Here is a 25539-nt window from a genome sequence, read left to right as displayed (position 1 = left end):
ACAGAATCGGTCCAGTGGGGAAAGGGTGTCATGTTCGTTCGGACGACTTATGCGACGGGTGATCCGGCCAAGCTCGACGAGGCCGTGCGCAAGCTGACCACGGAAGGCAGGGAGCCGTTGGAGCAGACGCCGGGCTTCGTTGGGGCGGGCGTGTTCGTGGACCGGGAGCTCGGGAAGCTCATGGTCGGCACGTGGTGGCAGGACGAGGAAGCCCTGCGGAGCAGTGCCGAGCGCATGGGGCAGCTGCGGTCCGAGATGTTGTCGCCGTTCGCCACCACCTTGACCGTCGACAACTGGGAGGCCGCGGTCGCGCAGCGAGCCGAGTCGGTCGGCGAGGGCGCCTGCTTCCGGCTGACCCGCGTGGAGTTCGACCCGTCCCACACGGACCCCCTGGTCGACTCCTTCAGGGACGGTGTCCTGCCCCGACTCCAGGCCATGCCGGGGTTCCTGGGCGGATCACTGCTCATCGACCGCGCCGGCGGGCGCGGCATCGTGGGCGCGATCTACGCCGACCGGGGCAGCTTCGCGGCATCCCGGGGCCCCGCCGCCGCGATGCGGGGCGAGGTCACCACCAAGACGCGGGCGACCCTGCGGTCGGTCGAGGAGTTCGAGGTGGTCATGGTGATCTCGGCTCCCCCCTCCTGACGCCCGCGCTCGACGCCCGCGCCCGCCCGCAGCGGCACCGCTCCACGCGTACGGGCCGTGCGAGCACCTTTCCCGGACGCCGCCCGCAGTGGCGCCCGAGCCCCTTCCCGCCCCTACCCCGCCTTCAGCACGCTCGCCACCACCGGCCCCGCCGCGTCCCCGCCGTGCCCGCCCTCCTGGACGACGGCCGCGGCGGCGAGGTCGTCGGAGAAGCCGGCGAACCAGCTGTTGGAGGTGGACTGCCCGCCCACCTCGGCCGATCCCGTCTTGGCGCCCTTGTCGCCGCCCACACCGGCCATCGCCTTCGCACCCGTGCCGCCGGTCGCGGTGAGCCGCATCATGTCGCGCAGCTGTCGGGCCACCGGGTCGGGCAGCTCGCGGGACGCGGTGGCGAACTGCCGGTCGTCCAGGCTCCTGGGCACGAGGAACGGCTGCTTGAACGTTCCGTCCTTCGTGGTGGCGGTGATCGAGGCGATGTTCAGCACGTTCATCTGGACGGTGCCCTGACCGATGTACTGCGCGGCCGCCTCACCGCCCGTCTCCGCCGGGACGCTGCCGTCGAAGGACGGGATTCCGGTCTGCCAGTCGAGGCCGATCCCGAAGACGTCCCGGGCCTCCTCGCCGAGCGCCGCGTCGTCCCCGACGTCGTCGATCTTCTTGATGAAGGCCGTGTTGCAGGACTGGGCGAAACTCTTCGCGAAGGGGACGTTCCCGAGCTCGAACTCCCGCAGGTTGTGGAAGCGGCGCCCCTGGTACAGGGCGTACTTCGGGCACTCGGTGGCCCGGTCCGCCTTCACCAGCCCCTTCTCCAGGAGCAGCGCGGCCGTGACGATCTTCAGGGTCGAGCCGGGCGCCTGCTTGCCGAGGAAGGCCGTGTTGTAACCGCCCGCCGGGCTGTTGGCGACGGCCCGGACCTCGCCCGTCGACGGCCTGACCGCGACCACCGACGCCTGCCCGTACCGCGCCACCGCCCGCTCCGCGGCCGCCTGCACGTCCGCGTCGATGGTCGTCCTCAGCTCGCCCTCCCTGCCCTTGGCGAGGGTCAGCAGGGTGGTGTTCGCGACGCCCTCGGTGGGACTCTCGATCCAGGTCTCGACCCCGGGCGTCCCGCCGGCCCGCTCACCGTACTTCTCGCGGAGCTGGTCGAGGACCGGCCCGAGCGACGGGTACTTCTCCTTCGTCAGCTCGACGCCCCGGCGGTCGACCGCCTTGACGGCGGCGCTCTTCGCCGTCCCGGTCCGCAGGGTCGTGCCCTTGGTGAGCTTGGGGTGGATGACGGCCGGCGTCCAGTCGACCAGCGGCCGCCCGGTGGTCAGCCCGCGCACCACGGTCAGCTCCGAGGCGTACGTCCAGGGCGCCGACCGCCCCTCGTACGTCACGGTGGCGCTGACCGTGAACGGCACCTTCGCGCCGACGGCCGCGCCGGGGGTGATGACGGCCTTGGAGACCATCGCCCCCTCGCGATGGTTGAGCACGGCGGGCCCCGCCTCGACCGGGTCGTCGGTCGACTGCGCGGCCCGGTCCGACTCCCCGGCCGCCCAGGCGGCCAGGAACTCCTCGGCGGTCCGCGTGATCTCGTCCTCGGTGAGGGGCCCGGTCCGCTTCTCCTCGGCCCCCGCCCGGGAACTCACCCCGGAGCCGCCCGCACCCCCGCTGATCCCGTTCCAGAGGTTGTAGCCCCCGTACCCCATACCGCCCGCGACGACGACGAAGACTCCCCCGACTATGGCGACCTTGGCTCCACTGCGCATCTCGGCGCTCCCCTCCCCAGGTGGTCGCCGCAGTCAAGCAGCCGTCAGACCCAGGTGTCGAGCCACATCCGGTTGCGCCACTGGTCCATCGGAATCGCCTGCCCGGTGTAGAGCGGCCAGAAGTAGATGAAGTTCCAGACGATCAGCAGCACCAGGACTCCGGCACCCACCGCCCCGAAGGTCCGCCGTCTCTCCGAGGAGCCCCGCGGCCCCACCATCGCCCCGATCATCATCGTCACGGCGAGGCACAGGAACGGCACGAAGACCACCGCGTAGAAGAGGAAGATGGTGCGTTCCTGGTAGAGGAACCACGGCACCCAGCCCGCCGCGATGCCGCAGGCGATCGCGCCCGCCCGCCAGTCCCGGCGGAAGAACCAGCGCCACAGGACGTAGAGGATCGCGAAGCACGCGGCCCACCACAGCAGGGGTGTGCCCAGCGCCAGGACCTCCTGGGCGCACTTCTCCGTCGCGTTCGCCGGGCAGCCCGCCTCGCCCGGTGACGGGCTCTCGTAGAAGTACGACACCGGCCGGCCCAGGACGATCCAGCTCCACGGGTTCGACTGGTAGGTGTGGTGCGAGGTCAGACTGACGTGGAAGTTGTAGACCTCGGTCTCGTAGTGCCACAGGCTGCGCAGCCAGTCCGGCAGCCACGCCCAGAGACCGCCGCCCGTCAGCTTGTCCTGCTCGGCCGCCCAGTTGCGGAAATAGCCCTTGTCCGAGGCGATCCAGCCCGTCCAGGTGGCGAGGTAGGTGAGGATCGCGACCGGGACCACCGAGACGAACGCCGGCACCAGGTCCCGCCTGCACACCGCGAGATACGGGCGGACCGCGCCCGCCGTCCGCCGGCCGCCCGCGTCCCAGAGCACCGCCATCACACCGAACGCGGCCATGATGTAGAGGCCGTTCCACTTCGTGGCGAACGCCAGACCCAGCATCACCCCCGCCGCCAGCCGCCACGGCCGCCACCCGAGCCGCAACGTCCCCGCGACCGTCGCGTCCGGCCGCAGCAGCCCTTCCTCGTCCACCGGGAGCGCCGCCGCCAGCCTTCGCCGCGCCCAGTCACGGTCGATCAGCAGACACCCGAACGACGCGAGGACGAAGAACATCAGCACCTGGTCGAGCAGCGCCGTACGGCTCATCACGAAGTGCAGACCGTCCACGGCGAGCAGCGTGCCCGCCAGACAGCCCAGGAACGTCGAGCGGAACAGCCGCCGGCCGATCCGGCAGAGCATCAGCACCGACAGGGTGCCGAGCAGCGCCACCATGAAACGCCAGCCGAACGGCGTGAAGTCGAAGAGCTTCTCGCCGACGCCGATGACCCACTTGCCCATCGGCGGATGGACCACATAGCCGGGCTCCGTCGGGATCACGACCGAGCCCGGGTCCGTCAGGATCGTCTTGTCGACGTCCTTCGGCCACGCCCCCTCGTACCCCTGGTTGATCAGCGCCCAGGCGTCCTTGGCGTAGTACGTCTCGTCGAATATCACCGCGTGCGGCTTGCCCAGGTTCCAGAACCGCAGCAGCCCCGCGAAGGCCGCCACCAGCAGGGGACCGCCCCAGGGGGCCAGCCGCCACAGCCGGTCCGCGCCGCCCGGCGAGATCCCGAGCAGCGACCACAGCCGCTCCGAGGGCCGGGTGTACGGCGGTACGAGACGCTCCCGCAGCCCGGGCCCGGCGGCGCTCCCGGCCGGGGGCGCGTAGCCGAAGCGCCGCAGACGCTGCTGCCACGGCGGGGGCTCTTCCACGGCGTGCTGACCCTGCAGGGCCTCAGGTGCGGTACTGGTCACCGCGCCATCGTAGGGAACGTGCCTGTGCGAGTCGCCTGTCCGGGCTGCGAGGATGGCCCATGTGACAGGAACGCTGGTACTTGCAGGGACACCCATCGGGGAGATCGCGGACGCGCCGCCGAGGCTCGCGGCGGAGCTCCAGACCGCCGACATCGTGGCGGCGGAGGACACCCGGCGGCTGCGCGGCCTGACCCGCGCCCTCGGCGTGCACACCTCGGGCCGGGTCGTCTCCTACTTCGAGGGCAACGAATCCGCCCGTACGCCCGAACTGGTGGAGGCGCTGGCGGGCGGTGCCCGGGTGCTGCTCGTCACCGACGCGGGCATGCCGTCCGTCTCCGACCCCGGCTACCGCCTGGTCGCCGCCGCCGTCGAACGCGACATCAAGGTCACCGCGGTGCCCGGGCCCTCCGCCGTGCTGACCGCCCTCGCCCTGTCCGGGCTGCCCGTGGACCGCTTCTGCTTCGAGGGCTTCCTGCCCCGCAAGGCCGGTGAGCGGCTCGGCCGGCTCCGCGAGGTCGCGGACGAGCGCCGCACCCTCGTCTATTTCGAGGCCCCCCACCGGCTCGACGACACCCTCGCCGCGATGGCGGAGGTCTTCGGCGCCGAGCGCCGCGCCGCCGTCTGCCGGGAGCTGACCAAGACGTACGAGGAGGTCAAGCGGGGCCCGCTGGGCGAACTGGCCGCCTGGGCGGCCGAGGGCGTACGGGGTGAGATCACCGTCGTCGTCGAGGGCGCTCCGCCCGCCGATCCGGCCGCCCTGGACGCGGAGGAACTGGTGCGCAGGGTGCGGGTGCGCGAGGAGGCGGGGGAGCGGCGCAAGGAGGCCATCGCGGCGGTCGCCGCCGAGACGGGCCTGCCCAAGCGCGAGGTGTTCGACGCCGTCGTCGCGGCGAAGAACGCGGCGGCGCCAGGCCCGGGGAAGGGTAAAGGTCTATCGTGAAAGGCAAAGCTGAACCCGCGCGGCGGGCCTCCTGAGGGCCTTCGGGCAAGGGGAAGGCAAAGAGCTTCTCCCTGTTCGACCGGCGCTGATGCGCTCCGGCCCGAAAAGGCGTCCACTGGACCAGTGGAGAGGAGCTGGCATGAGCGAGATCACCGGCACCGGGATCACCGTCGCGCATGAGGCGTACGCCTTCGCGTGCATGCGCTGCGGTTACGGCTGGGAGCAGGCGTACGACATCGAGCACCACATCGACGCCGCCGGGAAGGAATTCGTCTTCTACAAGGCCGACGGCAAGCGGGTCCCGTCCCCGTTGTCGAGCCCGACCTGCCTGAACTGCGGCGGTCATGTCGTCCGCATCATGAAGGCGGGCCAGGTGTCCTCGGTGCTCGACTCGTGGGAACAGGCCCACCACCCGCACGAGCCCCGGCCCGAGCGGCGCGCCGCCCCCGCGAACCCCATCGGTCCGGCCGGCCCGATCGGCCAGGAGCTGGAGCGGGGGCAGGTACGGGAGAGGCGCAGGAGTACGGAGCGCGCCAAGCGGCCGGAACGGGACGCTCCGGGACCGGTCCACGTGGACACCCCGCAGGAACCCCGCCACCGGCATCTGTCCGACCTCTTCCACCGCAAGCCGCCGGCCCCGTAGCGCCCGCCGTGCCCTGACCGCCGCGCAGGCCCGGCCCGTCGCGAGCGACCGCGTGACCCCTCGTACGATCGGGGTCATGAGTTCCAAGGACGCCCCGCCGCCGCTGCCCGAGCCCCTGCTGGTGCCGGTGGCGGACTCGCACACCCACCTGGACATGCAGTCCGGCACCGTCGAGGAGGCCCTCACCAAGGCCGCCGCCGTCGGCGTCACCACGGTCGTCCAGGTCGGGTGCGACATCAAGGGCTCCCACTGGGCCGCCGAGACCGCGGCCGCGCACGACAACGTGCACGCCGCCGTCGCCCTGCACCCCAACGAGGCGCCCCGGATCGTCCTCGGCGATCCGGACGGCTGGTCGCGGCAGGGCGTCCGGGAGGCCGGCGGCGACGCGGCGCTCGACGAGGCGCTCGCCGAGATCGACCGGCTCGCCGCCCTGCCGCAGGTCCGTGCCGTCGGCGAGACCGGCCTGGACCACTTCCGTACCGGCCCCGAGGGGATGGCCGCCCAGGAGCGCTCCTTCCGCGCCCACATCGAGATCGCCAAGCGGCACGGCAAGGCGCTCGTCATCCACGACCGCGAGGCCCACGCCGACGTGCTGCGGATCCTCGACGAGGAGGGCGCGCCCGAGCGGACCGTCTTCCACTGCTACTCCGGCGACGCCGACATGGCCCGGATCTGCGCCGCCAAGGGCTACTACATGTCCTTCGCCGGCAACGTCACCTTCAAGAACGCCCAGCCGCTGCGCGACGCCCTCGCCGTCGCCCCGGCCGAGCTGGTCCTGGTCGAGACGGACGCCCCGTTCCTGACCCCGGCGCCCTACCGGGGCCGGCCCAACGCCCCCTACCTCGTCCCCGTCACCGTCCGGGCGATGGCCGCGGTCCGCGGCATCGGAGAGGACGAGATGAGCGCGGCGATCGCCGCCAACACCGCCGCCGCCTTCGATTACTGACCGATAACCGCTGAATAACGGATACGGGGCGTAGTCGAGTCGCTTTGGAGAGTGACCGGGCCTCCGCTAGGGTCCCGGCCTCGTGAGCACTTCCCAGGGCAGTCACCGAGCCCCGCGCGGCGGACACCGGGCCGCGGCGCTGCCCGTCCACGAGCAGCCGACCTTGGCGGCGCCGCTCGTCGTCCCCGGCCAGGCCCCCGCACCTGTCGCCGCGACCCGCGCCGAGGCCCGGCGGTCCGGCCGGCGCCGCAAGGCGGCCCCGCGCACCGGGGACGGCCTGCGGCGCCTGGTCCCGCAGGCCCTCGTCGTGGCCTTCCTGGCCGGCGGCACCAGCGCCTTCGTCGCCGACGACAAGGCCGTCCGGCTCTCCGTCGACGGCGCCCCGCGGACCCTGCACACCTTCGCCGACGACGTCGACGAGCTCCTCGCCGACGAAGGCCTGGCCGTCGGCGCGCACGATCTCGTCGCCCCCGCCCCCGGCGAGGCCCTGGACAGCGGGGACGAGGTCGTCGTCCGCTACGGCAGGCCCGTCGCGCTCACCCTCGACGGTCAGCGCCGCCAGGTGTGGACCACCGCGCGGACCGTCGAGGAGGCTCTGCGCCAGCTCGGCGTCCGGGCCGAGGGCGCGTACCTCTCCGTCTCCCGCTCGGCGCCCATCTCCCGCGAGGGCCTCGCCCTGGACATCCGCACCGAGCGGACCGTCACCTTCCTCGCCGACGGGCGCGAGCGGACCCTGCGCACCAACGCCGCCACCGTCCGCGAGGCCGTCGAGCAGGCCGGGATCACCCTCTCCGGCCAGGACACCACCTCCGTACCGCCCGGCTCCTTCCCGCGCGACGGACAGACGATCACCGTCATGCGGATCACCGGCAGCAAGGAGGTACGGGAGGAGCCCATCCCCTACGCCGTCGAGCGCACCCGCGACCCCGGCCTGTTCGTCGGCACCGAGGTGGTCGAACGGCAGGGCGCGCAGGGCGTACGCCGGGTCACCTACATGCTGCGGACCGTCAACGGCGTCCGGCAGAAGCCGAGGAGGACCGGCGAGGAGATCGTCCGCGAGCCCGTCACCCAGCGGGTGCGGGTCGGCACCCGGCCGCTGCCCACGTCGGTGGCGGGCGCGGACGGGCTCGACTGGGGCGCCCTCGCCGCCTGCGAGTCCGGCGGCCGCCCGACCGCCGTCGACCCGTCGGGCACGTACGGCGGGCTGTACCAGTTCGACCCCGGCACCTGGCGTTCCCTCGGCGGCAGCGGAGTCGCCCAGAACGCGCCCGCCTCGGAACAGACGTACCGGGCGAAGAAGCTCTACGTGCAGCGGGGGGCGAGTCCGTGGCCCCACTGCGGCCGTAGGCTGTACCGGTGAGCACCACCACCGGCCCCGAAAGCCCCGACGCCCTCCTCGGCCCCGCCGACATCCGTGAACTGGCCGCCGCCCTCGGCGTGCGCCCCACGAAGCAGAAGGGCCAGAACTTCGTCATCGACGCCAACACCGTCCGGCGGATCGTCCGCACGGCCGAGGTGCGCCCCGACGACGTGGTCGTGGAGGTGGGCCCGGGACTCGGTTCGCTCACCCTGGCCCTGCTGGAGGCCGCGGACCGGGTGACGGCCGTCGAGATCGACGACGTGCTGGCCGGTGCCCTGCCGGCGACGATCGAAGCCCGCCTGCCGGCGAAGAAGGACCGTTTCGCGCTGGTCCACTCCGACGCCATGCATGTCCAGGAGCTGCCGGGCCCGCCGCCGACGGCCCTGGTCGCCAATCTGCCGTACAACGTCGCCGTGCCCGTCCTGCTGCACATGCTGGACCGCTTCCCGACGATCGAGCGCACCCTCGTCATGGTCCAGGCGGAGGTCGCCGACCGGCTCGCGGCCCGGCCCGGGAACAAGGTGTACGGCGTGCCGTCGGTCAAGGCGAACTGGTACGCCGAGGTGAAGCGGGCCGGATCGATCGGCCGCAACGTCTTCTGGCCGGCGCCGAACGTCGACTCGGGCCTGGTGTCGCTGGTCCGCCGTACGGCGCCGGTGGCGACCACCGCCTCCAAGGCGGAGGTCTTCGCGGTCGTCGACGCGGCCTTCGCGCAGCGCCGCAAGACCCTGCGCGCCGCGCTCGCGGGGTGGGCGGGCTCGCCCGCCGCCGCCGAGGAGGCGCTGGTGAAGGCCGGGATCTCGCCGCAGGCGCGCGGTGAGGCGCTGACGGTGGAGGAGTTCGCGCGGATCGCGGAGGCGAAGGCGTGAGCGGCGGTACGGCGACCCCGGGCGCCGTCACGGTGCGCGTGCCCGCGAAGGTCAACGTCCAGCTGGCGGTCGGCGGGGCGCGCCCCGACGGCTTCCACGACCTGGCCAACGTCTTCCTCGCCGTGTCCCTGTACGACGAGGTCACGGCGACGCCCGCGGCGGAGCTGACCATCACGTGCGAGGGCCCGGACGCCGACAAGGTCCCGCTGGACCGGACGAACCTGGCCGCGCGGGCCGCCGAGCTCCTCGCCGCCCGCCACGGCATCTCACCGGACGTGCACCTCCACATCGCGAAGGACATCCCCGTCGCGGGCGGCATGGCGGGCGGCAGCGCGGACGGTGCGGGCGCGCTGCTCGCCTGCGACGCGCTGTGGGGCCTGAACTCCTCGCGCGCCGAACTCCTCGACATCTGCGCCGAACTCGGCAGCGACGTGCCGTTCAGCCTGGTCGGCGGGGCGGCGCTCGGGGTCGGCCGGGGCGAGCGGCTGACGGAGCTGCCGGTGGGCGGCGCGTTCCACTGGGTCTTCGCGGTGGCGGACGGCGGCCTGTCGACCCCGGCGGTCTACGGCGAGTTCGACCGCCTCAACGCGGGCGTGGACGTGCCCGAGCCGGTCGCGTCCCCGGCCCTCCTGGAGGCGATGCGCACCGGAGACGCGACCGCGCTGGCCGCGACCCTGACCAACGACCTCCAGCCGGCCGCCGTCTCCCTGCGCCCGTCGCTGTCCGCCACCCTGGAGGCCGGCACGGCGGCCGGCGCCCTCGCCGCCCTGGTCTCGGGCTCGGGCCCGACGACGGCGTTCCTGGTGAAGGACGCGGAGGCGGCGGAGGCGGTCGAGGCCGCGCTGACCGCCTCCGGCACCTGCCGCACGGCACGCACGGCGACGTCCCCGGCCCCGGGCGCGACGGTCCTCGGCGAGCTCTAGGGTCTTTCGTTTGGATCATGCCAGGCTCGTACTCATCCGCCGGCTGAGTATTCGCGCCCTGACGGGCGGCGGCGCGGGCCCGGCACCGTACCCGCATGGGAATCAGCGCTCGGAAGCTCGCCGCCGCCACGCCCGCGACCCGGGACCGGTACATCGACCTGCTGCGGGTCGCCTCGCTCGGGGTCGTCGTCCTCGGCCACTGGCTGATGGCCGTCGTCGGCTCGGACGGCCGGGTGGACAACCTGCTGGCCGTCGTCCCCGAGCTCCAGGTCGCGACCTGGGGACTCCAGGTCATGCCCGTGTTCTTCTTCGTCGGCGGGTTCTCGCACGCCCTGGCCCACCGCTCCCGGCCCCCGTACGCGACCTTCCTGCGCGCCCGGCTCCAGCGGCTGCTGCGGCCCACCATGGTGTTCATCGGGGTGTGGGGCGCCGCCGCGCTCGCCGTCCAACTGGCGGGCGGCGACGGGGGACTGACCGGGGTCGCGCTGCGGCTGGTCACCCAGCCGCTGTGGTTCATCGGCATCTACCTCGCGATGGTCGCCTTCACCCCGCCGCTGCTGAAGCTCCACGAGCGGTACGGCTGGGGGGCCTTCGCCGGCCTCGTCGGCGCGGCCGTCGCCGTCGACGCGCTGCGGTTCGCGGCCGGGGTGCCGTTCGTGGAGTTCCTGAACTTCGCCTTCGTCTGGCTCGCCGTCCACCAGCTCGGCTTCCTGCGGGCGGACGGCATGATCCGCCTGCCCGGGGTCCTCGCCGCGACGGGCCTCGCCGGCGCGGGCCTCCTGGTCGCCCTCGGGCCGTACCCCCTGTCGATGGTGGGGATGCCCGGCGAGAAGGTCTCCAACATGGCCCCGCCCACCCTCGCCCTGCTCTTCCACGGCCTGTGGCTGGTGGGCGCGGTCGAGCTCCTCAAGGGGCCCGGGAGCCGGTTCGCGGCCCGCGCCGGCGTCTGGCACAAGGTCGTCGCCGCCAACGGGGTCGCGATGACGGCGTTCCTCTGGCACCTCACCGCGATGCTCGGCGTCTACGGCGTGGTCCTCGCCCTCGGAGTGGAGCCGCCGGAGCCGGCCACGGCTGCCTGGTGGCTTCAGCTCCTTCCGCGCATCGCCGCCGCGGCCCTGCTCACGGCGCTGCTCGTGGCGGTCTTCCGCCGCTTCGAACAACCGGTGCCGCCCCGCCGGGAAGGCGGCTCGGCTCCGCTCGCGGCCCTTGGCATCACCCTCGCGCTCCTCGGCGTCCTCGGCCTCTCCATGACCGGCTTCGCCGGCCTCCTGGAGGGCCACGCCGCCACCCTGATCGCCGTCCGGATCACCGCCCCGGCCGCCGTCGCCATGGCCCTGCTCGGCTGGCTGCTGGTCGAGTGTGCCGGGCGCCCCGGCAGCGCGTCCGGCCCGGTCAAGCCCGGGCGGCGCCAGGTCCGACCAGGGCGTTTCTGAGCGGCCGTGCCCGCGCGTCCAGGGGGTCGGTCACGGCGCCGGGCGGCCGGAGGCACCGGCGGATGATCACCGCACGACTTCCCACCCGTTCGGCCGTCTACCCTTGGACGTCGATCGATCCCCCCGTACAGGAGTCAAAGTGGCCGTCAATCTGGTCAATGTCGAGGCTGTCAGCAAGGTGTACGGCACCCGTGCCCTGCTCGACGGCGTCTCTCTCGGCGTCTCCGAAGGGGACCGGATCGGAGTGGTCGGCCGCAACGGCGACGGCAAGACCACCCTCATCCGGATGCTCGCCAAGCTGGAGGAGGCCGACACCGGCCGGGTCACCCACAGCGGCGGGCTGCGCCTCGGCGTCCTCACCCAGCACGACTCCCTCGACCCGAAGGCCACCGTCCGGCACGAGGTCATCGGCGTCATGGCCGATCACGAGTGGGCCGGCAGCGCCAAGATCCGCGATGTGCTCACCGGGCTGTTCGGCGGGCTCGACATGCCCGGCTTCGAGCACGGTCTCGACACCGTCATCGGCCCGCTCTCCGGCGGCGAGCGCCGCCGCATCGCGCTCGCCAAGCTCCTCATCGACGAGCAGGACCTGATCGTCCTCGACGAGCCCACCAACCACCTCGACGTCGAGGGCATCGCCTGGCTGGCCAAGCACCTCCAGGAGCGCCGCTCCGCGCTCGTCTGCGTCACCCACGACCGGTGGTTCCTCGACCAGGTCTGCACCCGTATGTGGGACGTGCAGCGCGGCACCGTCCACGAGTACGAGGGCGGCTACTCCGACTACGTCTTCGCCCGCGCCGAGCGGGAGCGCATCGCCGCCACCGAGGAGACCAAGCGGCAGAACCTGATGCGCAAGGAGCTCGCCTGGCTGCGGCGCGGCGCCCCCGCCCGTACCTCCAAGCCCCGCTACCGCATCGAGGCCGCCAACGAGCTGATCGCCGACGTGCCGCCGCCGCGCGACACCTCCGAGCTGATGAAGTTCGCCAACGCCCGGCTCGGCAAGACCGTCTTCGACCTGGAGGACGTCACCGTCACCGCCGGACCGAAGACGCTGCTCAAGCACCTCACCTGGCAGCTCGGCCCCGGCGACCGGATCGGCCTGGTCGGCGTCAACGGCGCCGGAAAGACCTCGCTGCTGCGCGCGCTCGCCGAAGCGGCAGTCACCCGGGGCGAGAAGCAGCCCGCCGAGGGGAAGATCGTCGTCGGCAGGACCGTACGGCTGGCCTACCTCTCCCAGGACGTCACCGAGCTGCCTCCCTCCCTGCGGGTCCTGGAGGCGGTCCAGCAGATCCGCGACCGGGTCGACCTCGGCAAGGGCCGGGAGATGACGGCCGGTCAGCTGTGCGAGCAGTTCGGCTTCGCCAAGGAGAAGCAGTGGACGCCGGTCGGCGACCTCTCCGGCGGTGAGCGCCGCCGCCTGCAGCTTCTGCGGCTCCTCATGGACGAGCCGAACGTGCTCTTCCTCGACGAGCCCACCAACGACCTCGACATCGAGACCCTGACCCAGCTGGAGGACCTTCTCGACGGCTGGCCCGGCTCGATGGTCGTCATCTCGCACGACCGGTTCTTCATCGAGCGCACCACCGACAAGACGTTCGCGCTGCTCGGCGACCAGACCCTGCGGATGCTGCCGCGCGGGATCGAGGAGTACCTGGAGCGCCGCCGCCGGGCCGTCGAGGCGTCGGTGCCGGCCCCGGCCGCCCCGGCCGCGAAGCCGGCCGCCTCCGGCAGGACCGTCTCGGCGGCCGATTCCCGCGCCGCGAAGAAGGAGCTGCAGAAGGTCGAGCGCCAGCTGGACAAGCTCTCCGACAAGGAGACGAAGCTGCACGCTCAAATCGCCGAAAACGCCACAGACTTCGAGAAGGTGGCGAAGCTGGACGCGGAGCTGCGAGAACTGGCCACGGAACGCGAGGAGTTGGAGATGCGCTGGCTCGAACTCGCCGAGGACGCGTAACGAGGGCATCACGGGCCGGTCCTCCCTTGGGTACAAGGGGCGGACCGGTCACTTTTGCGCCATCCCCTGAGTGGTAGAAAGAAAACCCGCTCACATCAAGGGGGAACGCTGATGACCCAGCCGCCCAGCAATCAGCCGCCGGGCTTCGGAGCACCGGATCCGGACCAGGGGAACCAAGGCGTCCCACCGATGCCGCCCACCCCGCCGCAGGCCCCGCAGACGCCGCCGTCCGCGCCCGGCCCGTACGGCGGTCAGACGCCGCCGCCCGCCGGCCCGTACGACCAGCCGCAGCAGCCCGGTTACGGCTACCCGCAGCAGGCGCCCCCGCCCGGCTACGGCTATCCGCAGCAGGCCGGCCAGCCGGGCCCGTACGCCCAGCAGCAGCCCGGCCCCTACGGCCAGCCGGGCCCGTACGGTCAGCAGCAGCCCGGCCCCTACGGCGGCTACCCGGGCCAGCCGCAGTACCCGGCCGCGCCGACCCCGCCCGGGGGCGACAACCCCTTCAAGGGCAAGCCCGGCGTCATCATCGCCGCGGCCGTCGCGGGCCTGCTCGTCATCGGCGGCGGCACCTGGCTCGCCCTCAGCGGCGGCGACGAGAAGGAGCCGGTCGCCAAGCCGTCCGGCACCGCCACCGCCCAGCCGTCCGGCTCCGCCTCCGTCGACCAGGGCGACGGCAGCGGCGACGGGGACGGCCGCAATGGGCAGGACGACCTCAACGCGGGCCGCCAGCCCGGCGAGGCGAAGATCAACTGGCTGCTCAAGAACAGCGTCGACCTGCCCAAGAACGGCTCCGACGTCTTCGGCCCGTGGATCGTCGGCGACGTCGTCGTCAAGGCCATGTACAAGGGCATCGACGGCTACAGCCTCACCGACGGCTCCGCCAAGTGGCACCTCGACCTGCCCCACGAGCTGTGCGCCACCCCGCCGCAGCCCGCGGCCGACGGCACCATGGTCTTCGGCGTCCAGGACAAGGACGGCGACCGCGCCAAGTGCACCGAGCTGCAGAAGGTCGACCTGAAGACCGGCAAGGCCGGCTGGAAGCGGTCCGTACCCAAGGCCACCGGCCTGTTCGCCTTCGACGACAACACCCTCGCCATCAGCGGCAACACCGTCACGGCGGCCGGCAGCAGCACCGCGTACGGCTTCTCCCTCGCCGACGGCAAGCAGCTCTTCGCCACCCCCAGCAGCGGCTGCAAGGCCTTCGCCTTCGCGGGCGGCGAGAAGCTGATCTCCGCCGACAGCTGCCCCAGCGGTGATGTGAACAAGAAGCAGCAGCAGGTCAGCGAGGTCGACCCGAACACCGGCAAGCCCAGGTGGAGCTTCCGGCTCCAGGCCAACTGGGAGGTCGACAAGGTCTACTCGGTCAACCCGCTCGTGGTCTCCGCCACCCAGCGCGACGAGAAGAAGTGGTCGATCTTCTCCCTCACCGCCGACGGCAAACTGCGTTCGCAGATCCAGGGCGGAAAGGACAAGTACGCCCCCAACTGCGGCGGCTCCTTCGTCGTCTTCGGCAAGAACCTCGCGGGATGCACCGGTGTCGCGGCCGACGCCAACACCTTCTACATGGCCACCGAGACCGGTTACGGCACCCCCAACGAGGTCGTCGCCTTCGACCTGAACACCGGAAAGCCCAAGTGGCGTTCGAAGGCGCCCGGCAACCAGCCGATGAGCCCGCTGCGGATGGAGGGCTCGGAGGTCCTGGTGTACATCGACCCGTCGTACGACAAGGGCGGCACCGTCGCCACCATCGCACCGACCGGCGGCGCGCCCAAGACCCTGCTCCAGCACCCGGCGGCGACGGCCCAGATCGAGAACAGCTTCTACGACGCGGGCTACGCCTACGGCAACGGCACCTTCGTGATCTCCAGCGGGCGGGTGAGCGCCAGCAACGACAAGGCGGAGAAGGAGACCAAGACGATGATGGCCTTCAGCAAGTGAGGGCTGTCCGACTCCGATGACGACACCGCGACAACCCGGGCCGCCCCCACCGTCGTACGGGCCCTACGGCCGGCTCAACCCGTACGGGGGCGGCGCCACCGGACCGGCGGCGGTGCCGCCGTCCCCATCCCCGCCACCGCAGTCCCCGCCACCGCAGTCCCCGCCGCCGCGCGGCCGGCGCCGCTCCAAGGCGCTGGTCGCGTCCGTCGTGGCGGGGCTCCTCGTCGTGGCCGGGGTGAGCTGGTACGGCCTCGGCGGCGCCCCCGACGGCAAGGGCGGCGAGGACGGCAGGGCGACCGTGAGCGCCACGCCGTCCGCCCCGCCGACCGGGCCGGTCGGCCCGCCGCCGCCCGACGCCGCGGACGCGGCCCGCTACAACGCGGGCCGCGCCCCCGGCGACGCCTCCGTGCTCTGGGTCCGGAAGAACGACATGGACATACCGCGCCTGGGCGGCGACGTCTTCGGGCCGTGGCTCGTCGGCGACACGGTCGTCACCGCCCTGTACCGCTCGGTCACCGCGCACTCGGTGGCCGACGGCACGGTGAAGTGGCGCCTGACACTGGACACCGAGATCTGCCGGGCACCGCAACTCGCCTCGGACGACGGCAGGGTCGTCCTCGCGCTCAAGGACCGCCTCCACGCGGAGAACGACGAATGCCGCCGGCTCCAGATGGTCGATCTGCGCACCGGCAAGGCCGGCTGGCAGCGGAAGATCGTGAAGGAGGGCACGTTCGACTTCTTCTTCGAGTACTCGATCGCGATCAGCGGCGACACCGTCACCGCGGGCCGGCACGGCTATTCGACCGCCTACCGGCTCAGCGACGGCAAGCAGCTGTTCGGCAGATGGCCCGGCGACGGCTGCCAGCCCTACGCCTACGCGGGCGGGCCCAAGCTCGTCGCGGCGGTGTCCTGCCCGACCTCCGACCACGAGAAGCCGCAGGAGGAGATCCACGAGGTCGACCCCGTGACCGGTAAGTCGAAGTGGAAGTACCGGACCCCCGTCGGCTTCCGCGTCAGCGCCGTCTACTCCGTGCGACCGCTGGTCGTCGCGGGCCGGAAGCTCGCCACGGGCGAGTACGGCGTCGCCGTCTTCAACGAGGACGGCACCAAGCGCGCGTCCCTCAGAGGAGAGGGCCCGTTCGCCGACGGATGCACCGACGACACCGCCCACCAGGGCAACCTGCAGCGCTGTCAGGTCGTCGTGGACGGCGACACCCTCTATCTGGCGACCGCCGGGACCCGCGGCAAGAACGCCCGCAACGAGGTCGTCGCCTTCGATCTCCGTACGGGCGCCGAGACCCGGCGCATCCAGGGACCCGCGGGGCGCAGGACGGTGCCGCTGCGGATGGAGGGCGGTTCCCTCGTCCTGCGGATGGCCTCGATCGTGGGCGAGCCCGGATCGCTGGCCACCGTCGCACCGGGCGCGACCGAGCCCGTCGAACTGCTCCGGGTGCCGCGCTCGGCGGGCCGGGTGGAGGCGCGGTTCCACGACTCCCCGGCGCTGTACGAGAACGGCCGGTACATCCTTGTGAAGAGTCTCGTCGTCGGTTCGACCGACGCCGAGGAGCAGGAGAGGGAGACGCTGTTGGCCTTCGGCAAGTGACACCGGTTTCCGCCCGTTTTCCCGACACTCCAGAGGTATCCACGCCATGACACAGCCACCTCCGCCGCCGAACCAGCCCCCGGGCCCTCCGCCGGGCGGGTTCGGCGCACCGCAGGATCCGCCCCCGGGCGGGTTCGGCGCGCCGACGCCCCCGCCGCAGCAGCAGCCGTACGGCTACCCCCAGCCGCAGCAGCCGCCGGCCGATCCCTCGTACGGCTATCCGCAGCAGCCCCCGGCGCAGTCGCAGTACGGCTACCCCCAGCAGCCGCCGACCCAGCCGCAGTACGGCTATCCCCAGCAGCCGCCGACCCAGCCGCAGTACGGGTACCCGACCCAGCAGCCGTACCCGCAGGCACCCCCGCCCTCGGGCGGCAAGAAGCTCTCGGCGCAGCTCCAGATCATCATCGCCGCGGCGGTGGCCGTCGTGCTGATCATCGGCGCCGGCATCTGGTACGCGGCCTCCGGCGACGGTGAGGAGACGAACAACACCGCGGGCGGCGGCTCCGGTTCGTCCCAGGGCAAGGGCGGCGACGGGCTCGGCGGTGGCGGCAAGGAGAAGGCGCCGGACAACCCCAAGTCGCAGCTCGCCTTCCAGCTGCCCCAGCCCAAGGTCACCGACCTCACCGACATGTCCGGTTCGTGGATCACGGACAAGGCGTTCGTCAAGACGGGCGTCAACTCGATCGTCGGCTACGACCTCGACAAGGGCAGCCCGCTCTGGACCCTCCCGCTGCCCGGCCAGGTCTGCGGCACCTCGCGGCACGTCACCGCCGACAACAAGACGGCCGTCCTCTTCGAGGCGACCAAGCGCGTCGGGCCGCGTTTCTACCAGCCGTGCACCGAGATCGGCGTCGTCGACCTGGGCACCGGCAAGCTGGTGTGGTCCACCGCCGTCACCGGCGGTACGGCCGGCGACCAGAAGGTGAGGTTCAGCGAGGTCACGCTCAGCGGGACGACCGTCGCGGCGGGCGGCACCGACGGCGGCGCCGCCTTCGACCTGGCCAACGGCAACCCGCGCTGGAAGCCGGAGGCCAACGCCCAGCAGTGCTACGACATGGGCTACGGCGGCGGTGAGGGCCTCGTCGCGGCGCGCAAGTGCGGGGAGTACGGCAGCCAGTACGTCGTCATCCAGAACCTCAACCCGCTCACGGGCGCCCCGATCTCCCAGTATAAGATGCCCGCAGGCGTGGAGTACGCGTCGATCGTGTCGACGAAGCCGCTGGTCGTGGCTGCCGACGTCGGCGACGCGGCCGGTGACGGCAGCGGCATCTCGGACTTCTTCTCCCTCGACGAGAAGACCGGCAAGCTCAAGGTGAAGATCGCGGCGGACTCGGAGCGCTACGCGGCCAGCTGCCGCTCCACCAAGGTCGAGTCGTGCGTCAGGGTCGTCGTCGGCAACGGCCGGATCTACCTCCCGACCGAGGAGCACGAGGGCTCCACCGGGGAGTACGGCGACGAGACCAACGAGATCGTCTCGTTCGACCTGGCCACCGGGAAGCCGACGCCGGAGAAGGCGGACGCGGGCGACCGGTACACGCTGGTCCCGCTGCGGATGGACGGCGGCGACATCATCGCCTACAAGGTTCCGCCGTACGACAAGGGCGGACAGGTCGTCAAGATCGACGGCGGGACGATGAAGCAGACCACGCTGCTGGAGAACCCGTCGGACGAGCCCGTACGGGACGCCGAGACGAGCTTCAGCGAGAACGGATCCGAGTACCGGTACGCCGCCGGCCGGCTGTTCATCTCGCAGACGCTGTTGAGCAAGCCCCGTGAGTCCTCGTCGACGGACGACAAGAAGTACCTGGTGGTCGCTTTCCGGCTCGCGGGCTGAGCATCGCCCCGCCGGCCACCGCAGTGGGCTCCTCCGATCCTCCGGAGGAGCCCACTTCCGTAGGTACGGGACGCCGTTCGGCGCACGTGCGCCGGGGGGAGCGTGTAACTTGCCGGGGCATCAGGGTGGCTGGGCCGGTACGCGGCTCCAGGGGGGACAGAGGGGTGGCTCGATGGGCGTGCGGCTCATGGTGGTCGACGACCACCGACTGCTGGCCGAGGCGCTCGCCTCGGCACTGAAACTGCGCGGGCACCGGGTGCTCGCGGCGGCCGCCCCGGTGGCGGGCGCGGCGGAGCTGGTGGTGAGCCGGGCACCCGAGGTGTGCCTGCTCGGCACGGCCGCCCCGGCGGAGCCGGGAGTCTTCGACCCGATCGTCCGGATCAAGCGCGAGCGGCCGCAGGTGGCCGTGGTCGTCCTCGGGCCGGTGCCCTCCCCGCGCGGGATCGCGGCGGCCTTCGCGGCCGGGGCGTCCGGGTACGTACGGCACGACGAGCGCATCGAGGGCGTCGAGCGGGCGCTGGTCAAGGCGCGGGCGGGGGAGGCGGCGGTGGCGCCGCAGCTGCTGCAGGGCGCGTTCATGGAGCTCCTGAACCCGGCGGCGCAGCCGGACGACGAGGGGCAGCGGCTGCTGGGGATGCTGACGCCCCGGGAGGTGGAGGTCCTGCTCCGGGTGGCGGAGGGGGAGGACACGCGGGGGATCGCGGCGGGGATGGGGATCGCGCCGAGTACGGCGCGGACGCATGTGCAGCGGGTGCTGATGAAGCTGGGGGTGGGTTCCCGCCTCGAGGCCGCCGCCCTGGCCGCGCGGACCGGCCTGCTGGACCACGCCCCCGTGCCGGGCGCCCGGCGGGAGCTGCCCTAGGGAGCACTGCTCTCACGGCATTCCGTCCGGGGGCCGCCACCGAGCCCATGGCCACACCGGTCCGGTGTTCGGCGTTGACTGGGATGTTTGATTGTGGTTCCTTGTGCGTGGTTCTGTTTGGTTCCCCCGCCTGAGGACACCCCGTGAAGAAGACCGTCACCACCCTCGCCGACGGGCGCGAGCTCATCTACTACGACACCGCCGTCGACGCCGTCCGCGACGCCGTCGACGCGCGGCCCCTCGACCCCGTCGCGTCCTCCTCCGAGCTCCGTCACGACGCGCTTCTCGGGGACGTCGTCGCCATCGCCTCGCACCGGCAGGGGCGGACGTACCACCCGCCCGCCGACGAGTGCCCGCTCTGCCCGTCCCGGGACGGGCGGCTGAGCGAGATCCCGGCCCCCGACTACGAGGTCGCCGTCTTCGAGAACCGCTTCTCCTCCCTCGCCGGCGGCGCCGGACGCTGCGAGGTCGTCTGCTTCACCTCCGACCACGACGCCTCCTTCGCCGACCTCACCCCCGAACGGGCCGCCCTGGTGCTCGACGCCTGGACCGACCGGACCGCCGAACTCGCCGAGCTGCCGGGGGTCGAGCAGGTGTACTGCTTCGAGAACAGGGGCGCCGAGATCGGCGTCACCCTCGGCCACCCGCACGGCCAGATCTACGCGTTCCCGTACACCACCGCCCGTACCGCCCTCATGCGGCGCAACGCCGCCGAGCACCGCGCCCGGACCGGACAGAACCTCTTCGACGACGTCGTCGCGCGGGAACGGGCCGACGCCGTACGGGTCGTGCTGGAGACCGAGCACTGGATCGCCTTCGTGCCGTACGCCGCCCACTGGCCCTACGAGGTCCATCTGTACCCGGCGCGCCGCGTGCCCGACCTCCGCGCGCTCGACGCGGGGGCCCGCACCGAGTTCCCCCAGGTCTACCTGGAGCTCCTGCGGCGCTTCGACCGGATCTTCGGCCCGGACGAGCCGCCGACGCCGTACATCGCCGCCTGGCACCAGGCGCCGTTCACCGGCGGACACCGGGAGGAGCTCGCGCTGCACCTGGAGCTTTTCACCGTCCGCCGGGCCTCTGGCAAGCTGAAGTACCTCGCGGGCACCGAGTCCGGCATGGGCGCGTTCATGAACGACGTGCCACCGGAGTCCGCGGCAGACAGACTCCGAGAGGTTGCGAGCAAGTGAGCACATATCTGGTGACGGGTGGAGCGGGCTATGTGGGCGGCGTGGTGGCCGCCCACCTGCTGGAGGCGGGCCACGAGGTCACCGTTCTCGACGACCTCTCCACCGGCTTCCGCGAGGGCGTCCCGGCCGGGGCGAACTTCATCGAGGGCCGCATCCAGGACGCCGCCCGATGGCTGGACCCCTCCTACGACGGAGTCCTGCACTTCGCCGCCTTCTCCCAGGTCGGCGAGTCGGTCGCCGATCCGGGGAAGTACTGGGAGAACAACGTCGGCGGCACGATGGCCCTGCTGGCCGCGATGCGCGAGGCGGGCGTCCGCAAGCTGGTGTTCTCCTCCACCGCCGCCACCTACGGCGAGCCCCGGTCCGTGCCGATCACCGAGTCCGCGCCGACCGCGCCGACCAACCCGTACGGCGCCTCCAAGCTGGCCGTCGACCACATGATCAGCGGCGAGTGCGCCGCCCACGGCCTGGCCGCCGTCTCGCTGCGGTACTTCAACGTGGCCGGCGCCTACGGGGCCTGCGGTGAGCGGCACGACCCCGAGTCGCACCTCATCCCGCTCGTCCTCCAGGTCGCCCTCGGCAAGCGCGAGGCGATCAACGTCTACGGCGACGACTACCCCACCCCCGACGGCACCTGCGTCCGCGACTACATCCACGTCGCCGACCTGGCCGAGGCCCATCTGCTCGCCCTGGGCGCCATGAACCCGGGCGAGCACCTGATCTGCAACCTCGGCAACGGCAACGGCTTCTCCGTGCGGGAGGTCGTCGAGACCGTGCGCAAGGTGACCGGGCACCCGGTCCCCGAGGTCATGGCCGCGCGCCGGCCCGGTGACCCGGCGGTGCTCGTCGCCTCGGCCGACACGGCGCGCGAGCGCCTCGGCTGGAATCCGTCCCGCCCGGACCTGGCGGACATCGTGCAGGACGCGTGGGCGTTCGCGAGGAAGAGGGAGCAGGGAAGCGCATGAGCGTGATGGGGGAGTTCGAGGCGCTGTACGGGGTGGAGCCGGAGGGCATCTGGGCCGCCCCGGGGCGGGTGAACCTGATCGGCGAGTACACCGACTTCAATGACGGATTCGTGATGCCGCTGGCCCTGCCGCACACGGCCGTCGCCGCCGTCGCCCGTCGTACGGACGGGGTGCTGCGCGTCCACTCCGCCGACGTCGAGGGCGGCATCGTCCAGCTCGACGCCGGCTCGCTCGAACCCCTCTCCGGCACCGGCTGGGCCGCCTACCCGGCCGGTGTCGTCTGGGCCCTGCGCGAGGCCGGGCACGCGGTCACCGGGGCGGACATCCACCTCGCGTCCACCGTCCCCACCGGCGCGGGGCTCTCCTCGTCCGCCGCCCTGGAGGTCGTCACCGGTCTGGCGCTCAACGACCTGTTCGGCCTCGGTCTGAGCCGGCCGGAGATCGCCGTGCTCGCCCAGCGCGCGGAGAACGCCTTCGTCGGCGTGCCGTGCGGGGTGATGGACCAGATGGCCTCCGCCTGCTCCGTCGAGGGGCACGCCCTGCACCTGGACACCCGCGATCTCTCCTACCGCCAGGTGCCGTTCGACCTCGCCGCCCGGGGGCTGCGGCTCCTGGTGGTGGACACCCGTGTGAAGCACGCGCTCGGGGACGGCGCGTACGCGGAGCGGCGCGCCGGGTGCGAAGCGGGCGCGCGGGCGCTCGGCGTGCGCGCGCTGCGCGACGTGCCGTACGCGCACCTGTCCGACACTCTCGCACGTTTGGATGATGAAACGGTTCGGCGCTATGTCCGGCACATCGTCTCGGACAACCACCGCGTGGAGCGGACGATCGCCCTGCTCGACGCCGGGGACGTCCGGGCGGTCGGCCCGGTCCTCACCGAGGGCCACCACTCGCTCCGGGACGATCTCCGGGTCTCCTGCGCCGAGTTGGACGTCGCCGTCGAGGCGGCGAACGCCGCCGGCGCGCTCGGGGCCCGGATGACGGGCGGCGGGTTCGGCGGCTCGGCGATCGTGCTCGTGGAGTCCGCGGCGGCCCGGGCGGTGGGCGGCGCGGTCGAGAAGGCCTTCGCCGAGGCGGGGTTCGCGCCCCCGAGGATCTTCCCCGCGGTGCCGTCGCAGGGGGCGCGCAGGCTCTGAGCGACGGGCCGGGGCGAGGGGGCGAGGGCCGACGGGCTTCCCGGGCGCGGGCCTGGACAGCGGTCCCGTCACCCGGAACATGCCCCGGGAAACGACGACTTCCGCCACGATCGGACACAAGCGACCCCTGCGTCACCCCCGTCTTCCACCAGTTCCGCGATTCGGCTTCCGCCACGGCGCCCCGCCCGTACTCTGATGCGCAGCACCGGTGGGGGCCGGTGCTGATCAGGGGTGAGACCAGTCGGGTACGGCGCCCGGGGTGGGGTAAGGATCACTGCACGGCGGCGGCCGTGCGACGACGGACCTCCTCCCCGGCGCTGTGCCCGCGCCGGTCCTTCCTCGACACTTGGGGGTGTCCGTGGTCCGTATCCGGGTCCTGGTGGTGGACGACCACCGCATCTTCGCCGAGTCGCTGGCCGCCGCCCTCGCGGCGGAGCCCGACGTCGACGTCTCCGCCGCGGGCAGCGGCCCCGCCGCCCTGCGCTGTCTGGACCGCGCCGCCGCCGAGGGACGCCGGTACGACGTGATGCTGGTCGACGCCGACCTGGGCGCGGCCCCCGGTCCGCCCGCCGTCGCCCGCGCCGTACCGGACGACGCCGAGGGCGTGGTCGACGGCATCTCGCTGGTCGCGGGCGTCGGCGAGGGCGGCCGCCCGGCCGTCCGTACGATCGTGCTCGCCGAGCGGGACGACGCCCGCCGCGCGGCCCTCGCGCTCCAGGCCGGCGCCACGGGCTGGGTGGCCAAGGACTGCTCGCTGCAGCGGCTGCTCGCCGTGATCCGCGGCGTCCTGCGCGACGAGACGCATCTGCCGCCGGCGCTGCTCACCGGCGTGCTGCGGGAGCTGACGGCGGCCCGCAGGCACCGCACCGAGAGCGAGGAGCTGGTGGAGTCGCTGACGCCCCGCGAGCGGGAGGTGCTGCGCTGCATGGTGGCGGGCCTGGGGCGCAAGGCGGTCGCCGAGCGGCTGTTCCTCTCCCCGCACACCGTCCGTACGCACATGCAGAACGTGCTCGGGAAGCTGGGCGTGCACTCCACGCTGGCGGCGGTCGCCCTGGCCCGCCGGGCGGGCGTCGGGCCCGCCGAACCGGCCCTAGCCGGGGATGTTGTCGAACGGGGCGGTCAGCTGGCGTAGCAGACCGGCCAGTTCGCCGCGCTGGCTGCCGGAGAGCTGGGCCAGGATGGCCCGCTCCTGGGCGAGCAGGCCGGCGAGCGCCTGGTCGGCCCGGTCGCGGCCCTCGGGGGTGAGGCGGACCAGCACCCCTCGGCGGTCGCTGGGGTCGGGCAGCCGCTCGACCAGGCCCTTCTTGGTGAGCCGGTCGATACGATTGGTCATCGTGCCGGAGGTGACCAGCGTCTGGGTCAGCAGCTGGCCGGGGGAGAGCTGGTAGGGCGCGCCCGCGCGGCGCAGCGACGTGAGGACGTCGAACTCCCAGGGCTCCAGGTTGTGCTCGGAGAAGGCGAGCCGACGGGCGCGGTCGAGGTGCCGGGCGAGCCGTGACACCCGGCTCAGGACCTCGAGCGGCTCCACGTCGAGGTCGGGGCGCTCGCGGCGCCATGCAGCGACCAGACGGTCGACCTCGTCCTCCATGACGATCAGTGTAAACGGTCTGTTGACATAAAGTCTCTTGACGTCAAGATATATTCCGCTGGACTATGGGGAAGGACCGGGCCGGAACCTCGTTCCGCTTCGGTAACTCGTTCCAGCAAGGGGGCTTCGCACATGCATTCCGGACCAGCTTCTGCTTCTGTCGCGCCGACATGGGACCCACAGCAGTACCTCCGCCACTCCGGCCACCGCACCCGTCCGTTCCTCGACCTGCTCGCCCGAATACCGCAACTGCCCAACGGCGACCGTCCCGCTCGGGTCGCCGACCTCGGCTGCGGACCGGGCAATGTGACCGTGCTTCTGGCCGAACGCTGGCCCGACGCCCACATCACCGGCTTCGACCTCTCGCCCGACATGCTGGAGCGGGCCGAGAAGGACTACGCCGGCACGACGGCGGGGGGCGGCTGGCTCGACTTCCGGCCCGCCGACGCCGCGCACTGGACCCCCGACGAGCCGTACGACCTGATCGTCTCCAACGCGGCGCTCCAGTGGGTCCCCAACCATCCCGAGTCCTTCGCGCCGTGGATCGAGGGCCTCCGGCCCGGCGGCACCCTCGCCTTCCAGGTCCCCGGCAACTTCACCTCACCCAGCCACGCCCTGCTCGGGGAGCTCTGCGACACCCCCCGGTGGCGCGACCGCCTCGGCGGCGAAGGCCGCCGCTTCGTCCACATCCTCGACCCGGCCGCCTATCTGCACCGGCTCACCGACCTCGGCTGCGAGACCGAAGTCTGGGAGACCACCTACTCCCAGCTCCTGCCGGGCGAGGACCCCGTCCTGGACTGGGTCAAGGGCACGGCGCTGCGCCCCGTCCTGACCGCGCTGGAAGGCGACCCGGAGGCGACGGAAGCCTTCCTCACCCAGTACCGCGACCTCCTGCGCGCCGCCTACCCGCCCGGCCCGCGCGGCACGGTCTTCCCGTTCCGCCGCATCTTCGCCGTCGCCAGGAAGGGAGCCTGATGCCGGCCGCCGTCGGCCACGGGGTCGAGAGGGCCTGCGCCGTCGACGCCCACGCGGCCCGCCGGACGTTCCCGGCGGCGGTCACCTGACGGGTGCGGGGCGCCGCCCCCGCCGCGCCCCCCCCCCCCCCCCCGCGGTCCCCCCCCCCGGCCCCATCCCCGCCTCGGGGGCGGGCCCCCCCCCGGCCGCGTCCCCCGCGG

At 72.7% G+C, this 25539-nt stretch carries 21 protein-coding genes; 18 read left to right on the top strand and 3 right to left on the bottom strand.

Going from position 1 to position 25539, the window contains the following annotated elements; translation table 11 throughout:
* The first annotated feature begins 30 nt into the window (after window positions 1–30).
* On the top strand, window positions 31–645 hold the full coding sequence (locus ACWDX6_RS17060; RefSeq protein ID WP_451485706.1) for a hypothetical protein: 615 nt from the start codon (window positions 31–33) through the stop codon (window positions 643–645).
* Window positions 646–758: 113 nt separating this feature from the next.
* Here the strand turns inward: ACWDX6_RS17060 and ACWDX6_RS17055 are convergent, their stop codons facing one another.
* Window positions 759–2396: a penicillin-binding transpeptidase domain-containing protein gene (locus tag ACWDX6_RS17055; protein ID WP_451485705.1), complete on the bottom strand. Its 1638-nt coding sequence runs from the start codon at window positions 2394–2396 to the stop codon at window positions 759–761.
* A 44-nt stretch (window positions 2397–2440) separates the two neighbouring features.
* The gene (locus ACWDX6_RS17050) at window positions 2441–4183 is read right to left on the bottom strand and encodes a dolichyl-phosphate-mannose--protein mannosyltransferase (protein ID WP_451485704.1); all 1743 of its coding nucleotides are present in this window, start codon (window positions 4181–4183) and stop codon (window positions 2441–2443) included.
* 52 nt (window positions 4184–4235) lie between these two features.
* Here ACWDX6_RS17050 and rsmI point away from each other — a divergent pair, with 52 nt between their 5' ends.
* From rsmI to ACWDX6_RS16970, 16 genes are all read left to right on the top strand, one after another.
* Complete coding sequence (gene rsmI, locus ACWDX6_RS17045) at window positions 4236–5123, top strand: 16S rRNA (cytidine(1402)-2'-O)-methyltransferase (RefSeq protein WP_451485703.1); 888 nt, start codon at window positions 4236–4238, stop codon at window positions 5121–5123.
* Window positions 5124–5262: 139 nt separating this feature from the next.
* Complete coding sequence (locus ACWDX6_RS17040; RefSeq protein WP_451485702.1) at window positions 5263–5766, top strand: hypothetical protein; 504 nt, start codon at window positions 5263–5265, stop codon at window positions 5764–5766.
* Window positions 5767–5842: 76 nt separating this feature from the next.
* On the top strand, window positions 5843–6712 hold the full coding sequence (locus ACWDX6_RS17035) for a TatD family hydrolase (protein WP_451485701.1): 870 nt from the start codon (window positions 5843–5845) through the stop codon (window positions 6710–6712).
* Window positions 6713–6794: 82 nt separating this feature from the next.
* Window positions 6795–8072 carry a ubiquitin-like domain-containing protein gene (locus ACWDX6_RS17030; RefSeq protein ID WP_451485700.1) on the top strand — a complete coding sequence of 426 codons (1278 nt, stop codon included), beginning with the start codon at window positions 6795–6797 and terminating at the stop codon, window positions 8070–8072.
* The gene (gene rsmA, locus ACWDX6_RS17025; RefSeq protein WP_451485699.1) at window positions 8069–8941 is read left to right on the top strand and encodes a 16S rRNA (adenine(1518)-N(6)/adenine(1519)-N(6))-dimethyltransferase RsmA; all 873 of its coding nucleotides are present in this window, start codon (window positions 8069–8071) and stop codon (window positions 8939–8941) included. Before ACWDX6_RS17030 ends, rsmA begins: the two co-directional genes overlap by 4 nt.
* Window positions 8938–9864, top strand: coding sequence for a 4-(cytidine 5'-diphospho)-2-C-methyl-D-erythritol kinase (locus ACWDX6_RS17020; RefSeq protein WP_451485698.1), 927 nt, complete (start codon window positions 8938–8940; stop codon window positions 9862–9864). Before rsmA ends, ACWDX6_RS17020 begins: the two co-directional genes overlap by 4 nt.
* Window positions 9865–9959: 95 nt before the next feature.
* On the top strand, window positions 9960–11297 hold the full coding sequence (locus ACWDX6_RS17015) for an acyltransferase family protein (RefSeq protein WP_451485697.1): 1338 nt from the start codon (window positions 9960–9962) through the stop codon (window positions 11295–11297).
* A gap of 139 nt (window positions 11298–11436) precedes the next feature.
* Window positions 11437–13251: an ABC-F family ATP-binding cassette domain-containing protein gene (locus tag ACWDX6_RS17010; RefSeq protein ID WP_451485696.1), complete on the top strand. Its 1815-nt coding sequence runs from the start codon at window positions 11437–11439 to the stop codon at window positions 13249–13251.
* A gap of 111 nt (window positions 13252–13362) precedes the next feature.
* Entirely contained in the window at window positions 13363–15189 is a 1827-nt protein-coding gene (locus tag ACWDX6_RS17005; protein WP_451485695.1) for an outer membrane protein assembly factor BamB family protein, read from the top strand.
* 16 nt (window positions 15190–15205) lie between these two features.
* On the top strand, window positions 15206–16792 hold the full coding sequence (locus tag ACWDX6_RS17000; protein ID WP_451485694.1) for an outer membrane protein assembly factor BamB family protein: 1587 nt from the start codon (window positions 15206–15208) through the stop codon (window positions 16790–16792).
* Window positions 16793–16838: 46 nt separating this feature from the next.
* Entirely contained in the window at window positions 16839–18626 is a 1788-nt protein-coding gene (locus ACWDX6_RS16995; protein WP_451485693.1) for an outer membrane protein assembly factor BamB family protein, read from the top strand.
* 172 nt (window positions 18627–18798) lie between these two features.
* The gene (locus tag ACWDX6_RS16990; RefSeq protein ID WP_403293326.1) at window positions 18799–19488 is read left to right on the top strand and encodes a helix-turn-helix transcriptional regulator; all 690 of its coding nucleotides are present in this window, start codon (window positions 18799–18801) and stop codon (window positions 19486–19488) included.
* A 143-nt stretch (window positions 19489–19631) separates the two neighbouring features.
* Window positions 19632–20675: a galactose-1-phosphate uridylyltransferase gene (galT, locus tag ACWDX6_RS16985; protein ID WP_451485692.1), complete on the top strand. Its 1044-nt coding sequence runs from the start codon at window positions 19632–19634 to the stop codon at window positions 20673–20675.
* Window positions 20672–21640 carry a UDP-glucose 4-epimerase GalE gene (gene galE / locus ACWDX6_RS16980; protein WP_451485691.1) on the top strand — a complete coding sequence of 323 codons (969 nt, stop codon included), beginning with the start codon at window positions 20672–20674 and terminating at the stop codon, window positions 21638–21640. The genes galT and galE overlap by 4 nt, the downstream gene beginning before the upstream one ends.
* Window positions 21637–22776, top strand: a complete 1140-nt coding sequence (galK, locus tag ACWDX6_RS16975) for a galactokinase (protein WP_451485690.1) — start codon at window positions 21637–21639, stop codon at window positions 22774–22776. Before galE ends, galK begins: the two co-directional genes overlap by 4 nt.
* A gap of 358 nt (window positions 22777–23134) precedes the next feature.
* Window positions 23135–23908: a LuxR C-terminal-related transcriptional regulator gene (locus ACWDX6_RS16970; RefSeq protein ID WP_451485781.1), complete on the top strand. Its 774-nt coding sequence runs from the start codon at window positions 23135–23137 to the stop codon at window positions 23906–23908.
* Here ACWDX6_RS16970 and ACWDX6_RS16965 read toward each other — a convergent pair.
* Window positions 23867–24364 carry a MarR family winged helix-turn-helix transcriptional regulator gene (locus ACWDX6_RS16965; protein WP_356889098.1) on the bottom strand — a complete coding sequence of 166 codons (498 nt, stop codon included), beginning with the start codon at window positions 24362–24364 and terminating at the stop codon, window positions 23867–23869. The genes ACWDX6_RS16970 and ACWDX6_RS16965 overlap by 42 nt on opposite strands.
* 132 nt (window positions 24365–24496) lie before the next feature.
* On the opposite strand from ACWDX6_RS16965, the gene ACWDX6_RS16960 reads away from it, so the two are divergent.
* The gene (locus ACWDX6_RS16960; RefSeq protein ID WP_451485689.1) at window positions 24497–25339 is read left to right on the top strand and encodes a trans-aconitate 2-methyltransferase; all 843 of its coding nucleotides are present in this window, start codon (window positions 24497–24499) and stop codon (window positions 25337–25339) included.
* Window positions 25340–25539: the final 200 nt, after the last annotated feature.

It is taken from the genome of Streptomyces sp. NPDC003027 (assembly GCF_053591435.1).
Note: the sequence above shows the minus strand (reverse complement) of the source record. Positions and strands in the feature narration are given on the sequence as shown.